This is a genomic window from Sphingobacterium sp. N143 (assembly GCF_030325625.1).
GTDB lineage: Bacteria > Bacteroidota > Bacteroidia > Sphingobacteriales > Sphingobacteriaceae > Sphingobacterium.
Window position 1 is genome coordinate 265,159 of the sequence record NZ_JACAIS010000002.1, and the last position, 15,676, is coordinate 280,834.

The 15,676-nt window shown below is 46.8% G+C and carries 9 protein-coding genes; all 9 read right to left on the reverse strand.

Going from position 1 to position 15,676, the window contains the following annotated elements; all coding sequences use genetic code 11:
- Window positions 1-11: 11 nt before the first annotated feature.
- The gene (locus HX021_RS04790) at window positions 12-2,774 is read right to left on the reverse strand and encodes a family 78 glycoside hydrolase catalytic domain (RefSeq protein WP_286588830.1); all 2,763 of its coding nucleotides are present in this window, start codon (window positions 2,772-2,774) and stop codon (window positions 12-14) included.
- A 104-nt stretch (window positions 2,775-2,878) separates the two neighbouring features.
- A complete protein-coding gene (locus HX021_RS04795) occupies window positions 2,879-4,324 on the reverse strand; it encodes a glycoside hydrolase family 28 protein (RefSeq protein ID WP_286588831.1) in 1,446 nt (481 codons plus the stop codon).
- Between the two features lie 26 nt (window positions 4,325-4,350).
- Window positions 4,351-5,232 carry a sugar phosphate isomerase/epimerase family protein gene (locus tag HX021_RS04800; protein WP_286588832.1) on the reverse strand — a complete coding sequence of 294 codons (882 nt, stop codon included), beginning with the start codon at window positions 5,230-5,232 and terminating at the stop codon, window positions 4,351-4,353.
- The gene (locus tag HX021_RS04805; protein WP_286588833.1) at window positions 5,229-6,638 is read right to left on the reverse strand and encodes a glucuronyl esterase domain-containing protein; all 1,410 of its coding nucleotides are present in this window, start codon (window positions 6,636-6,638) and stop codon (window positions 5,229-5,231) included. The genes HX021_RS04800 and HX021_RS04805 overlap by 4 nt, the downstream gene beginning before the upstream one ends.
- Complete coding sequence (locus tag HX021_RS04810; RefSeq protein WP_286588835.1) at window positions 6,619-7,767, reverse strand: sialidase family protein; 1,149 nt, start codon at window positions 7,765-7,767, stop codon at window positions 6,619-6,621. Before HX021_RS04810 ends, HX021_RS04805 begins: the two co-directional genes overlap by 20 nt.
- Before the next feature lie 109 nt (window positions 7,768-7,876).
- On the reverse strand, window positions 7,877-8,533 hold the full coding sequence (locus HX021_RS04815; RefSeq protein WP_286588837.1) for a DUF3826 domain-containing protein: 657 nt from the start codon (window positions 8,531-8,533) through the stop codon (window positions 7,877-7,879).
- A 4-nt stretch (window positions 8,534-8,537) separates the two neighbouring features.
- Window positions 8,538-11,327 (reverse strand): alpha-L-rhamnosidase, encoded by a 2,790-nt coding sequence (locus tag HX021_RS04820; RefSeq protein ID WP_286588839.1) that lies wholly within the window; start codon window positions 11,325-11,327, stop codon window positions 8,538-8,540.
- Window positions 11,328-11,452: 125 nt separating this feature from the next.
- Window positions 11,453-14,227 (reverse strand): glycoside hydrolase family 2 protein, encoded by a 2,775-nt coding sequence (locus HX021_RS04825; RefSeq protein WP_286588840.1) that lies wholly within the window; start codon window positions 14,225-14,227, stop codon window positions 11,453-11,455.
- Window positions 14,228-14,242: 15 nt separating this feature from the next.
- Window positions 14,243-15,676, reverse strand: coding sequence for a sialate O-acetylesterase (locus tag HX021_RS04830; RefSeq protein WP_286588841.1), 1,434 nt, complete (start codon window positions 15,674-15,676; stop codon window positions 14,243-14,245).

Consider the following 15,676-nt stretch of genomic DNA (forward strand, 5'->3'; position numbering starts at 1 on the left):
GGTAACTGCTTTTACTGGGTAATTGTATATTTTCCCGAACCCAGTTGTAGTTCTACATGGTTTTCTTTTACGTTGACGGTTTGGGCCTCCACGGCCTTTCCATTGACCTGATAAGTTCCCTTTGGCAGCAGCAGGGTACAGCGGCTATTGACGGGAACCTCCAGTTGATAGTTTCCCTGCGCCTGATTTCGGTTAAAATAAATCTTTCCATAGGGACTCCTAAAACTCACTTCGCAGTCTTTCAGTACGTCCAGCATTTTGGGTGCTATACGAAAATGTTTAAATCCGGTCGATTCTGCTTCTTGCCCGATGCCTCCAAGCCCGGTATGAAACCATTCCATCAGATGTCCCAACATAAAATGGTTATTGGAGACATTCGGCAATCCAGCCCAGGATTCAGTGAGTGCCGTTGCTCCTTTGCGTAGCTGATAACCATATCCAGGGCGGTCATCACGGTGATGCATGGCGTAGATCAGCTCATCCCGGTTATGTTGCTGCAAAGTCTGCAACAGGTAACGGTGCCCTATGTCGCCGGCTGTCAGCGCCGTATCGTTCTGGCAGACCGTTGTTGTCAACTTTTCAAAGACCGGCTGTTGCAGATCTTGTGGAACAAGCCCAACATAGAGCGGCATCGCCAACGCGGTTTGGCTGCCTGAGCCATAACGCTGCTCCTGCGGATGATAGAACTGTTGGTTAAAGGCATTGAACACAGCTTCCTGTAAGGTTTTAAATTTTTCAGCATCTTCTTTTTTCCCCAGCAATGTCGCTATGTCGACCATCAACTTCAAGTCATAATAATAAATAGCTGTAGCCGTGATTCCCGGGGTAGTCAGCTGCGAGACACCGGGGCGCTCCGGTCCCAGATCGTACCAATCGCCTAAGCCCTGTGTTAAAATATGATCTTTGGCCTTTGTACCCAAATAATCGATGTATTTGCACATCATGGCATAATTATCGGTCAGGAAAGTTTTATTTCCATACCAGCGGTAGGCATACCAGGCCAGGATAATGGAACTGCTGCCCCATTCTGGCGAATCCCGGAACATGTCTCCGCCCCAGTCAAACTGTACGTACTCCGGGGCAATCTCAGGTACAAGCCCCGCCGGAGTCTGCGACAGCCGCATATCGCGGAGAGACTTTGCAAATAGACGTTCCACATCATAATTGTATTGTACGGAAGGTCCCATCAGGTGCAGCTGTTCAAGCCAGCCCAATTTTTCACGATGTGGACAGTCGGTAAATACGCTGACCATATTGCTATTGATTGCCCATTTGATCAGCCGATGGATCTGGTTAAAGAGACTATCCGAAGAATGGAAACTTCCAACAGTTTCAGCCGCATTGCGGATATGTAATGCCTTAATGCCTTTTAACTGGATAGCCCCTTTGGTTTGTGGGAGCAAAGCGACTTCAGCAAAGCGGAATCCATAATAGGTAAATCGGGGTTGCCAGTCAATTAAGCCATCCTTTTCAAAAACATATTGATAATAGTATGGACTACCTGTTGCCTTCTGATTGGCCGTGCTATCTGCTGTCAGCAGTTCTGCGGGATAGATGCGTACCGTATCACCCTGTTTACCTTTCAATTTGACCGCTACAATGCCCGACGCATTCTGACCAAAGTCATAGACCGTGTTTCCATTTTTAGGACTCGTAAACGATCGTACAGGTGAAAACTCGTGCATTACCCGAACCGGGTCGGCCTCCTGGGCCACCAGCGGTGGGCCATCTACTTCCAGGGCAGCCTGCCAGTTGCGATCATCAAAGGCCACATCCGGCCAATTGGAAGGCAACACATGCCCGTCGTAATCTTCCCCACCGTACATACTGGAAAAGGTGATGGGCGAACGGTGAACTTTCCAGCTCTTGTCTGTCACAATAACTTCCTCACTGCCGTCGCTATAGTGATTGACCAACTTCATTTTTACTTTTGGCAGCCCAAAAGCTACCTTATGCTTCTGATAGCGTCCCTTTACTGGTGGGATATAATAGAAACCGTTGCCCAATAAGATACCGATACTGTTTTTTCCCTTTTGGACTTGCTTGGTAACATCCAAAGCCACATATAATGCTTCCTTATCATATTTGCTCCAACCGGGTTGCAAAAAGGCATCTTCTACTTTTTCCCCATTCAGCAATAACTCATAATGTCCAAGACCTGAAATATAAGCTGTCGATCGGAGCAATTTTTTATTGACCGTAAATGTTTTTCGAAAAACAGGAAGCTCGAACGTCTGGTCGATCCGGAATTTGCTGGAACTGAGTGGCAAGGGGTTCACCATAGCCTTTGGTAGCAGCTCTTTGGCGATCCATTGACTTGCTCCCCAATCTTTGGGCTGCAGTAAACCAACCAAAAAAACAGCTTTTTCGCTTTGCGCACGATTGCCTTTATTGTCTTTGACCTGAACATGAAATTGATAATACCGTCCGGCTTCCAGTGCTTGCCCGGCGTAAGTAACAAACAACGATTGATCTGTGGTTTGCCATCCGGAATCCCAAACCAATTGAGGGTTTACCTGTCCGGCCTTCTCTACACGGATACGAAAAGCAGTCTGTGAAACATTGTTCTGTACACTTTTTAACCGCCAGCTAAACTGTGGTTTATCGGTATTGATCCCCAATGGGTTTTCCCGGCCATTGACCAGTACTTTATCAAATGACAATTGAGCTGAAGCAGGCTTCAGCCCCGTGGCAAACAGCATCAGCATCAACAAGATGCCCTGCAGGCATTGCCCGACCTTTACTTCATTATCCTTCTTTAATATCTTGCCCATTATGCCGCTGCTATCTTCTTTATTAATGATTCCCGAATATGTTTTTTAGTTCCTTGTTTACCTTGTTAAATTCACCCATCAGATTATTTTCCTACCCGAAGGATCTATTGCTGTGATGCTGTTTGGGATAGAGACACATTTTTCATTTTCAGTCCGGTTAAAGCAATGCTATCCACCCTAGTATCAGTACAGCTGAAATGGCTATCCCGAATAAGCAGATCTGTGGCATCTTTTGCAGTCAGAAAACGGGTTCCTTTGCCCTCGATCCGGGAGAACTCCACTTGGCTTAACGGGGATTCTGGGATTCCTTCGATATTAATGCAATCCGCAGAGCGTTCAATCGCTATCCGATCCATTTTGATTTTTGAAAAATGGGGTGTCAAGGCATTCACCTCAACCTGAAAGTTACGGTCTGCGGCTTTGCCGACATGTTGTGCCTGTCCTAACATATCCCAGCGGAGGGCCGAAAAGTTAACGTCCATCCGAATATTGGAAAATAGTAGGTCATGACCACCCCCACCCCTTGGTCTCCGGGTTTTAAAACGGATCCCGACATCTGTTCCCGCAAAAATGCAATCGTGCACATAAATCTCTTGGATCTTGCCAGCGGTCTCACTGCCAATAGTCAGTCCTCCGTGCCCAGTCTTGGTCAAGCAGTTGCGCACCACGACATGCTTGGTCGGTTTATTGACACGCAAGCCATCATAACCTCTTCCGGCTTTCAGTGCGATACAGTCGTCGCCCGTTTCCAGCGTGCAATACTCAATCAGTACTTTTTGGGACGATTCAATATCAATCCCATCACCACGTTGAATACCCTTGGATGCGACCTGTACCCCACGGATAATCACATTTTCACAATAAGTGGGGACAATATTCCAAAAGGCAGAACGGCTTAGGCTGATGCCTTCGATAAATACATTTTTGCAATTAATCGGGGCAATCAATGCTGGCGGGAAGATATAATCTGCAGTTTTACCATCGTAAATACGCTGATCAACAGGTACCTCCGCCAGGACAACTTTTTCAATCACCTCATGGGTCATCGTTTTTTGCCGGACAGATCCTTTTCCGGGGCCGATCACTTTTCCTTTACCAGTAATGGCAATATTGGTAGCGCCATTGGCATAGATGCAGGCCCCCAAAGAATACAGTTCTATGCCTTCGCTTCGGGTGAACACCACGGGTAGAAAGTCTGCTATCTCGCTGCTGAATTCCAGTGTCGCACCTTCTTCCAAATGCAACTCGGTGTTGGACTGTAGCGTGAGTCTTCCGGTCTTATAATGTCCGCTTTTGACCAGCAACCGGCCGCCACCGGCCCCTCCCAAGGCATCCAAACTTTCTTGCAGATCTGCCTGCTGATCTGTGATCACTATGCTACGTTCAGGAAAAACAGGTCGTTGGAATTTCGCTTTAAAATATGGTGAATAAACCGGCGCAATGGCCGAAGGCATATGCGCGGCTCCGACCTGATCCATTGCTGGCCATGCTTGCGTTTGCTCCACTTGGCGCAGATGACAGGAGCTTATCAGTGTAGCTGTTAACGTCAAAAAAAGCAGTATGATCCGGCAAAACTTCATTGGAATACCTCCTTGACAAATTTTGTATTGGTACTATAATTCATTTTGACATCACGGATATACTCCGGTCGGCGGGAGCGCTCGATCACCAACCAGCCTTTCCAGTCCATGCGGTCCAGGCAGCATTTTACCGCCTGCAGGTCCAAACGCTTATTTTCCTGCAACCAAAGACCATCTTCATCTGTGCAATGGATCTGTGCGATGTGGTCTTTGCCCAATATTTCCAGTTCCTGAATCAGATCCCGACCCTTCTTCAAGGCATTGGAAAAATTAAAACAGCTTTTTATGGTGGACTGACCTATCTCTTGCAGAAACCGCTTTTCTTCACGGGCGGACAAGGCCGTTTCTATCGCCACGGTAACCTTATACTTTCGGGCGAGCTGTCCAATCACTTTCAAACGCTCGACCAGCACAGGCCACAATTCGGGATGTTCCACCAGATCACATTGGATCCCTAGCGGGAGAAAGGCTAGCTTCACATTTAATTTCTTCATGGTATCAAAACAGTCCCGGATGGGCTGCAGGTAATTCTCCCGCGCCGCTATGGACTGCGCATAAAATCCGGTCATTGCTAGGCTACAGATGGTTAATCCTGTATCGGAAATAGCCTGCTGATAGGATTTCAGGAATGCTGGATCCACAAACTTATTGTCAAACGTGGGCCGGTTTCCCAGACCACCCATGTCCACTTCCAGTCCGTCAGCACCAATCTCCTTTGCTAAAGCTACCGCACTTAGCTTTTGCCGTTTTAACAGCATCAGATCAATGACGGCTACCTGATAGCGCTGCCTACTTTTGGAGGCAAAAACAACGCTCGGCAGCAGGGGTAAACTGGCTAGCGCCAAGGTTCCAAGGATAAATTTCTTTCGGTCCATCATAACTTTATTTGATAAGTGGTCAATAATTTTCGGAGCTCGGCTATTCCTTTCACTGCATCTTTAGGTAGTTTTTCACCTTTTTCACCAAAACTGTACAGCAGCTGCTCAGGTTCGATCTGTATGCCTTTTTCCGTTATAATATCTGTTAATTTAGCCGCGTTGAGTTGATAATTTTCGATGATAAACTGGTACAGGGCCTGTCTTTTGTTGAAGCCAAAATCATGTCCTTCCTGTGGAAAATGGGCATGCTTCAGCAATTCCGTTTTACCATAGTAGCCATAAATCTGTTGCAGATAGGGGAAATCATGCTTGGCCGTTTCCTGGGTCCAATCCTGACCATCAGAAATGATAAGCAAAGGTTTTGGGGCTGCAATGGCGGCCAGTTCAACATTATTGGTTCCGCCGCAGACGAAATGCACGGGCAATCCGCTTTCACAGGGGCAGCCCCCAAAGAAATAGGAAGACATGGCCACTGCGGGTGCGACCAATGTAATACGGTCATCCAGTGCAGCCATCAGGATGCTGTGGCTGCCACCGCCAGATCCACCACTGATGCCGATCCTCGATTGGTCTACCTGCGGCAAACTGGCTACATAGTCCAGAATCCGTTCTGCACCCCAGGTCTGCATCAACATGGCAATGCTGCTGCGATGATCTTGCGATGAAAACTGTAAGAGAGACTCCCCCCAGGCAAATAAATCGTAGCTGACGGCCATACAACCCATTCTAGCTAAAGTGATAAAGCGCTTTTGCGCATCGGGGCGATACCGTTGTTTAGCCCAGTGTCCATCCGGGGACAGCACAACCGGGATTTTCTTTTCCGGTTTACCGGGCCTATAGATACTTCCGTTGATATAAACGCCGGGAACAATCTCCAGGGCAAAATTTTGAACCTGATAGTCGGCATAACGGCGGACGGACTGCAACTGAATTTCCTTCCTTGGAATCTGCTGCAGTTGGTCCCAGTACATAACCTTCCGAACAGCGTCCCGCAGCTGGTTTTTGCGTATTTCCCAGCTACTTTTGTCTGTATATTTTTTGGCGAGCAGATCCAAAAACGCCCAACCCTCCTCCGGCTTCCAGCGATGGTATTCGTAGGCTTTCAATTTAAATTGCCCTGGCTTATCCTGTTGGAGTTTTAAGCCCAGGGGATAAAGCAAATTAACTTCAGTCGCCGCCAGATCCGCACGGAGCCTCCAGGGTGCAAAATCAACCCATCGGTCACTGACAAGATCGGGGCTGTACTTGATATGTACTTCAAAGCGCTCTTCTAATGTTGTCAGTACCTTTTCCAGAGGTTGTCTAAAGTTGTTTTCGTAATCCAATGGTGCCTCCTGCCCTTTGCCGGAAAGGCAAAACAACAACAATAGCAGCCCATATAATAGACTAATCTTCTTCTTTAACATAGGTATTTGCATCTGGTTTTTCATAGCCTTTCCGTTGCGGCCATTGGCCATTTTCGATCGCTGTCATTTTCACCTTTTTAGGATCAACAACGACATGTTTCATTTTTTTCCGGCGCCAGGTGTAGCCGAAATGGAGCAACCCATCTTTGGTCTGGATAACCGCGGGATACGAGTATTGACTAATAGGTGAATCTTCCAGAATCAAGGCCGCCGACCAGTTTTTTCCGTCCTTAGAAAATGAGACATGAAGCGGTGTGCGGGCTCCTTTGGCCAGGTTGCCCTCAGGCAGCACATGGTTGTACACCAAGACATGTGTACCATCCTGTAGCGTCAGTGCATCGGTACCGGAATTATTATTGGGTAAGGCTGTCTTTTCAAGTGGCGTCCAATGTTCACCCCAATCGGTAGACCAGGCCGTTGCGATCGCCCGGTTACGGGTACGGGCCAGTAGTTGCAACTTGCCATTGCCATGATCCAGGATACTAGGCTGTATGGCATCCAAATCATCGGCACCACGGGCGACAGGCCCAGTTTTACGCCAGGTTTTCCCGAAATCGGTGCTGACTTCAAAATGAATATTCCACCCCTTTCCTTCGGTACTGGAAGGCGCGATCAGATGACCATTTTGCAGCAGAACAGGTTTATTCTTCACCGGGCCAATAAAACCTGTGGGCAAAGCTTCAGCTGCAGACCAGGTTTTTCCACCATCTTTGGAGTGTTTGATCATTCCCCACCATTCAGATGGTTTGGGACCTATTTTGTAAAATAACAATAAATCGCCACCTGGAATCTGGTAGAGCACCGGGTTCCAGGTAGGTAGTCGCTTCCCATCTGGCTGAACACCATCAGCTACGGATTCTGGAGCAGTCCATTGTCCCTCTTCGTAGCGAGAAACATAAATCTCCACATCGGGGTTCCGCTCTTTAGTGCCCCCAAAAAACGCGTAGACCAAGCCCCGGTCCGTCTCCGCCATGGTTGCCGAATGGCAAGACGGAAAAGGGGCCTTATCGTAGATAAATTCATCTTTTTGAATGCCTTTTTGCCAGACCTTTAAGGTCGGATTCTGGCCATAAACGGCCCCAGCACATAAGAATAACACAAGTGTCAATAGCTTTACAGTGGTTTTCATTTTTCTTTTTTTCATCTTATTGCCCCGCACGGCCGGTATATCGGCCAAGACAATGGGTTTATTGTTTAGATCAGCAGTAGTCAGGTTTGACCAGACGATTTTGATCCTTTTAGTTTGATTTATGTTCTTTTTCGGCTTTCACCTTGTTCACGTAATCTTTGAACAACTGTCGCCAATTTCTACCGTTGGCATTTAAGTAAGCTTCACATTTGTTTTTATAGATCTCAAATATCGCCGAGATCTGTTTCATGCTCTTGTAATCAATTGCCTTCTCACGTGCCTCTTCCAGATTCTTACGGATAAACTGTTCTTCCGTTATGCTGAGGTCCGGTACAATTGCATGATAGCCTTTCAATGTAAAATCCACTTTCCCAATGGTATATTGGTCCAAAATCTGTGCAACCTGCTTCTCATTCAGTTCTTTTCGTAGACCATGCATCAAATTGCCATGGATTGAATCCGGTTGAGCAGAATCAGCAATAATCGAGCGGTCCAGCTCACTGAGCCTCGTCCCGGTATATGGATTAATTCCCGCAGGAACTGTACTTGCAGGGTGGCTGTTATGCCAATCTTTTACCGCAACGAGATGCTGAAAAATATAGTCCGTTACACGTTGTTGTTTTTGTAGATCTGTAAGCCCAAGCTGTGCGGTCCACTGCGTGGCTTTCTCCCGTTCCTGGTTGGTTGTTTGCGCCAAAATACTGTTTTGCGGCAATAAATTACCTATAAATAAGCAGCTGAATACACAAATTAAAGTCTTTTTCATGGTCTTATAAATTGATTGTAAACTGATAGGTTCCTGATCCGATCAACACTTTACTGCCCGAGGCCGCTTTTTCGAACTGTTGTATATCCTGATGTTGGTCCACAGGAATGCCATGCTCACGAATAGCCTTCAGATCTCCGGTCGGAAAATAAAGTTCAGCCGTGGTATTGGCCGGAATCGAAACACGCCATTTCAATACCGAGTTCGACTTGGTCCAGCTTGATTCGATCGGACCAAAACTACTGCCATAGCTGGCCTGTATATGGTTTGGTCCGGCCAAAAATTGGGGCTGCATCCGGATCTGTTGAAAAGCATTTCCTTCCGATTTAATACCTGCCAGATCCTCATATAGCCAAACCAGTAAATCGCCCAGCATCATCACATGATTTTGAGAGTTCATTTTGGGGTGTGCGGTATTTCCGTTCCACAGCTCCCATATGGTTGTAGCCCCATTTTCAACCATATATCCCCAGGAGGGATAGGTCTTGTTCGTTGCAATTTTATAGGCGAGGTCAGCTCTACCCATCGCCGTCAGACTACGCATGATCCATTGGGTCCCAATAACCCCCGTGCTGAGATGCCCCTTATTTTTCTTCTCGATGATGCTCAGTATATGCTCCTTTAACCTCTCTTGATGCTGTTCTTCGACCAAGCCGAACTGCAAAGCCAACAGATTATCTGTCAATGTATTGCTACCATAGTATCCTTCTGCTTGATAGAAGGCCGCATTGAAGTTTTTCCGCAAGCCCACAGCGCGACTCAAAAAATCCGACTGCTCTGCAGGCTTGCCAAGCAGGGCGCTAAAACGGGCCATAACCTGCAACAGCTGATAATAATATGCCGAAGAAATTAAGGCACTTGGGTATTTTTTATCTGCAATTTTTCCCCTTCCGGCTTCAATACTGGCCGGAGGGAAACACCAGTCGCCATAGCTATCCTTCGTGATAATCCCCGCGGTATTGCTGTACCGCGACTGCATATAATCCATCCATTTTTTCATGTAAGGATAATGCCTTTGAAGGATCATGGTATCCCCGGTTTGCTGATAAAGCATATCAGCAACAAAAAGGTAGGTTCCGGGCCAGCTGATGTTGTCGCTGTAGTATTTCCAAAAAGCTGGTGCTACATCGGGTATTGCGCCATCTTCTTTTTGTGAAAGGCGAATATCATCGAGCCATTTACGGTAAAAGTTTGCGTTATCGAAGAGGAAATTTTCTCCATAAGCACTCACAGGACGGTCGCCGAGCCAAGGTTGGCGCTCGTTACGCTGGGGACAGTCTACGGGTATTCCCTTATAATTTGAAGCGATACCCCACCAGGCATTCTGATGGATCTGGTTCAACAGGGGGTTGGAAGAGGCAAAAGAGCCAACATTCGCCATATCATCATAGACTAACCGGCCGATGAAATTCTCCTTTTTGGGTTCTCCTGGATAACCGCTGACCTCAACATAGCGGAAGCCATGATAGGTAAAGTGCGGTTCCCATTCCTCCATTGATTCCCCCCTTAAGATATACTGATCTGTCGCCTTTGCGTCGCGCAGGTTGGTTGTAAACAAATCACCAGTCGCAGTCAATGATTCGGCAAAGCGAAGGTTTAGAGCAGTCCCCCGCTGACCATGGACGCGAAGTTTTACCCAACCCGAAAAATTCTGTCCGAAGTCGATGATATAGCTCCCCCCGGGCCGTTTACGAATGGAGACAGGGCTAATATCCCGCATCACTTTCATCATGCTTCCTAGCTGTGCTTCATAGTTCCCACCGGGTTCCTGTACATAATTGGCCTTTAACCAACTGTGATCGTCAAAACCGCTGTTCGTCCATTGCCCCAGCTCCTGACGGGCATCGTAGCATTCGCCATCGTATTCGTTATTTGCCGTGATAGGCCCAGTAGTGGTCCCTTTCCAGGAATCATCCGTCTTAATGGTTTCTGTACTTCCATCCGCATAGGTGACCTCAATCTGCATCAGCATTTTGGGGAATCCAAAGGTCTTGATTTTATAAGGTTTTGTCTGCCGCATAGCATAAAAACGGCCATTGCCCAACATGACGCCAATGGCATGTTGTTGCCCCTCTGAAAGGGCCTGCGTGACATCCAGTACATTGTACTTTATATTTTTGCTATAGTCTGTCGGAATCGGAGCCAGGACCTGGTCCCCCATCTTTTTGCCATTGATGTATAATTCGTACAAACCCAAGCCCATGATATAGGCTGTAGCTGTTTTCACCTTTTTTGCGGTCTTAAATTCCTTTCTGAAATAACGTGCTGCCAGTCGCCCTTGCTGTTCATCATCGGTGGGGAAATAACGATCAAAACCGATCCAGCGTCCGACCCAATCCTTGTAGTGCAATAAGCCCATTGTCCAGCGTGCAGGTTCAGACCAGCCGGTCTCGCCTTTATTCGTATAGACTCTTACTTTCCAGAAAACCTGGTCCCGGCTCTGCAAGAGCTTTCCTGCATACAGTCTATTGATGGAGTTGTGTGACAGCTGCTTGCCGGAATCCCACAGGTCACCGATATTTTGCTGGAGCTTTTCTGGAGAAGAGGCCACCAGAATGTGATAAGCCTCTTGAACAGTGGCACGCTCGTCCGCTTGAATTTTCCAGCTCAGCCGGGGCTTTGCCACATCTATCCCCTGTGGGTTTTGTAACTGCTCGGTGCACAAATCATACACAATGGGTTTAGCCTGTACAACAGAGCTCCAGATCGTGCCCAGTAGCACGATCAAAAATTGAACAGCCTGTCGTTTTCGCTGTCCATATTTATCCATCCTGTTGATCTCCATTGCTTTCATGAATGCATCCCCTTAATCATTAGCGCACAGTGGCACCAGGTTTTTATTTTTTGCGCGGATTTCATACCGCCTATTTTTTTTCTTTTTACGATGGAATATCCATCTTATCATTTTCCGATATCCTGCTATTTAAAATCAAAATATAACACCATATGCAGGGCCCGTATTGGTTCCTTTTCGAAATCATAGTACACATGTTTCATCCCCATAGGCCCCGTTGTTTCCGGTTTTTGAGTTTTGGAACCAATAGCGGAGATGCCGTTCATAAAGGAGATATCTCCTTTTGGAAAGATCACATCCATGTTTTTCCACTCCGTATCCTGTTGTTCTTTCGGTGTATACAACCGTAGAAACACATCCTCCCGGTCTGTAAAGACGGTGAAACTTTGTTCTTTTCCGATAAATTTTGTCCAGTACATATTTGCGTGATAGCCCTTGAACTCAGGGTATTCAAACGGAGGTTCGCCCGTCGCTGTATTGTTATAATCTTTTTTCCAAACACCAAACTGATTTCCTTTCATCCGGTTTTTCCATACCCGGTAAGGTCCCATCCCCATATATTCCACGCCTTTAATATCCGTTTCAGGAAAGTCAAAATTGACACCCACGAAACGTGTGAAGTAACTTTCAGGAAAATACTGCACATGCATCTTGAGCTGTCCGGAAGGCAGAATTTCCCAGCGCAGGGTATTGTAGCTTTCTTTTTTGTCAAAAGTTGACTGGATGACCACCTTGTCATCTTCATGGCTCAGGGTAAAGTTCTTGTAGTTATTGACGGCTTCCTGTAAAACTGGCCCGTTCCGAAAAGGGATGATGCCCTTCGCATTCTGTACCTGCTCCAACAGCCCTGTTTTCTTATTGATTTGATAACTGATTCCATTGGCACTTATCAAATAAGAACCTGCCTGTTCCGTCACCTTGATCTTTTGCGATCCCGGGGCTGTCATCATGGACTTTGCTACAGTCTCGGGCAGAACAACCGGGAAACTCCAGGTAAAGATTTCCAGTCCTTTGGGATCCTTGGCCGTCACATATAACACATCAAATTGTTCCCAGCCCTGTGGAAGCTCCATCTTTAATACACCTTTAGCACCAGGTGCAATATGGGGTGCTGAAATAGCTCCTGTTGTGCTTGCGTTAACTTGCCGGCCGGCACTCAATTTCTTGAATTCATAGCTGAATGTACATTGATCTACATTGGTAAAGGAATACCTGTTTTCCAATTGGAATGTTCCATCAAAATGCTTGGTGATTTCTCTTTTTTCAACGAAAATCGGACTCCAGACTTCTTTTATGGTATAGAAGCTGCCCTCCTTCTCATGGTAGGGGCCTACGATACCATCCGGACCATGGTTGCCATCGGTATCAATGGACTTATTTTTATCGGTACGCACAATGCCCTGATCCTGAAAATCCCATAAGAAACCACCCGCAGAAAGGGGATTCGCTAACATGGCTTTCCAGTAATCTTCCAGACCAGCACCATGCCCACCATCGTACATACCATGTAGAAATTCGGTTGGCATCACGATATGATGTCCATGATCGTAAGTCCCGATACCATAATTGTATTCGCGGTAATGGGTAGTTTCGAAGCCGCCGTAAACCGCCCATGGATAAATCAGCGGTCTTTTTTGTATATCCTGTTCCCGGAAAATGTGATCCAGTTCGGGATTGTGCCCGCCCTCGTTACCGTTGGCCCAGAAAATCACAGAAGGATTATTTTCAGAGACCAGCATCATCTCTTTCAGCAATTTTGACCCGGTTGGGGTATCGTAATGCCCATGCCAGCCGGCCAGCTCATTCATCACATACAGGCCGAGCGAATCACAGACGACAAGAAAATGGTTATCCGGCGGATAATGTGCCATACGCACGGCATTCATATTCATTTCTTTGATCAGTTTAACATCGGCAATACTGATATCCTTACTCGTTGTACGGCCAGATTCGGGATGAAATGAATGCCGGTTGACACCTTTGAATTTTATTTTGACGCCATTGATATATACCCCATCCCGCTCTTTGACTTCTACCGTTCGAAAACCGAACTTTTGCTTCAACTTATGCTGTACTTGTCCCTTTCTTAGCAGGGTAAATTCGGCCTGATATACATGTGGAAATTCAGCGGACCATAGCTGCGGATTTTCAAAGCGGCCATTGATCAGACCTTCTTTATTAGTTAAGCTTGTTTTCAATTCAGGACCAAATTTATTCCCCTGGGCATCAAAAAGCTGTACTGCTACCGCATCCGCCCGGCCCATTGTTTTGAGCTTGGCCCGAAATGTGCCATCTGCCCTAGCATCCAATGATACCCGTTCCAGATGATCTTGTGGCAGCGCTTCAAGATATACCGGTCGAAATATTCCGCCGAAAATCCAGAAATCACCTTCGCGTTCAGCAGCATTGACGGATTTATTGGCCGAATGCTTAGCAACCTGAACCTCCAATAGATTGTCTGCTCCACGCTTGATCAGCTTACTGATATCATATTTAAAGACATAAAATGATCCCTGATGAATTTCTCCGGCGAGTTTGCCATTAATTTTCACTTCGGCATCGGTCATGACTCCTTCAAAAACCAGGTTGATCTGCTTATCCTTCCAGGTCTCCGGCACCTTAAAAGTATGACGGTACAGGCCGACTTCTTTGCCTTTATTCACCTCTTTATTAAAACCGTAGTTATATTTTCCAAAGCCTTGGAGTTCCCAGTTGGAAGGTACCGGTATTTTGCTCCAGGTACCGGATTTCATGCCCTCGCTCACCTTAAAATCCCATAAAATACCGTCATCCTTTCCCCTGCCCGAAAGATACTGCGTTTCAGTCTGCTGCGCAGAAAGCTGAGCTCCGGTCAGTGCTAAAAAAAAGAAGGATAAGACTGTTTTTATGTTTATTTTCATGATAAGGGTATTGGTTTACAATTTAATGGATTTTAAAGGACTAACTGTCCTGAACGGTGCTGCCGGAAGTCCTGCAGCATTCACTAAGTTGGGTTGGGCGGCCTCATCCCAGGCAAATCGCACCTGACGGACTTTTGGATGGCCCATGGTAGACAGGATAATCCTGTTATGCTCAATCCTCGCGGATACGGGATGGAAAATATCGTCATCGCCAGCTATTTCAAAGAGACGCGGAGGTTTTCCATCTGCACTCTTCAGCCCTTCCGCATGGTTGAATTTCAAAATGATCTGGCTGTCTTTAAAGGTAACGGACTTAAATTCCGGGCCATCCGCAATGACGTTTTTCTTGTAGACATACTTCAATGCTTTCAGCGCATATCTTCTTCCGACCTCCCATTTATAATTTGGATGCAGGTCATTGACATGGTCGACCAGATCGGTCGTGACAATGCGGGCAGTATGTGGCAATTGCAGCACAAGATCCTGTGCTTCCCGAAATTCAGGCAAAACAGTTGTCGCCATGCGGACCTGTCCTTTTTCATCCAGCGAATAGTTAAAGGGCGCAATCTGGGTAAAGTAAAATGGCATATCGGGCTTATGCCACAGTTGTCGCCAGTTCTCGATCAGCGCCTTCATTTTGTAGGTGTAACTCAGATTTTCCTGGAGAAACACGTTGCTTTCCCCCTGATACCAGATAAAACCGCGAATGGCATAGGGTGCCAACGGTTCAATCATCAGCGGATAGAACTTGCCAGGATCACCGGTCTTGGGGATATTTTTTAAATATGCGGAACTATTCCAATATTCCTCGGCAAACCAGGGTTCGATACGGCTTCCGCTTACCGCCGCCGTAATGATACCGACAGGAACTTTCAGCTCTTCCTGTAATTTTTTTCCAAAGAAATAGGCTGGTGCCGAAAACTGGGACAAGGCCGAATCTTGGGCCAAAGCCCAGCCTTCATATTTCCCGTCGGGCTTTGCCAGAAATTTTCTTCGGACCAAAAAGATGCGCAAATTAGGGTTATGGGCCTCCTTTAACTCCTGCTTCGGATGGTAATTCCCTTTCAGCGGGACCTTTTCCTTTGCGATCTTCCGCATCTGATATTCCATATTGGACTGACCTGAACACAACCATACTTCGCCGACAAGAACATCGTGCAGTATGATGCTATTTTCCCCTGAAATGTGGAGGGTTTGTCCGATGCTGTTGGCTTTCATTGGCCGCAACAGCACCTTCCATTTTCCGCTCGCATCAGCTTGTGTTTGTACCTGCTGATTTTGGAAACTTACCGTAATGGTTTCAGCTGGGGCAGCAGTACCAAAAATAGGGACTGGCTGCTCCCGTTGCAGCACCATGTGATGCGCAAAGATATTGGGTAGTACGACCGCAGCCCGCAATTGCAATCCCGATAGGATCAGCAGTATGTAAACAATCAGCCCCTTCATCAT

Coding starts and splice junctions, on each gene's coding strand:
- HX021_RS04800 (WP_286588832.1), bottom strand. CDS start 5,232: ATGATGGACCGAAAGAAATTTATCCTTGGAACCTTGGCGCTAGCCAGT.
- HX021_RS04820 (WP_286588839.1), bottom strand. CDS start 11,327: ATGAAAGCAATGGAGATCAACAGGATGGATAAATATGGACAGCGAAAA.
- HX021_RS04830 (WP_286588841.1), bottom strand. CDS start 15,676: ATGATGAAGGGGCTGATTGTTTACATACTGCTGATCCTATCGGGATTG.
- HX021_RS04805 (WP_286588833.1), bottom strand. CDS start 6,638: ATGTTAAAGAAGAAGATTAGTCTATTATATGGGCTGCTATTGTTGTTG.
- HX021_RS04825 (WP_286588840.1), bottom strand. CDS start 14,227: ATGAAAATAAACATAAAAACAGTCTTATCCTTCTTTTTTTTAGCACTG.
- HX021_RS04810 (WP_286588835.1), bottom strand. CDS start 7,767: ATGAAAACCACTGTAAAGCTATTGACACTTGTGTTATTCTTATGTGCT.
- HX021_RS04790 (WP_286588830.1), bottom strand. CDS start 2,774: ATGGGCAAGATATTAAAGAAGGATAATGAAGTAAAGGTCGGGCAATGC.
- HX021_RS04815 (WP_286588837.1), bottom strand. CDS start 8,533: ATGAAAAAGACTTTAATTTGTGTATTCAGCTGCTTATTTATAGGTAAT.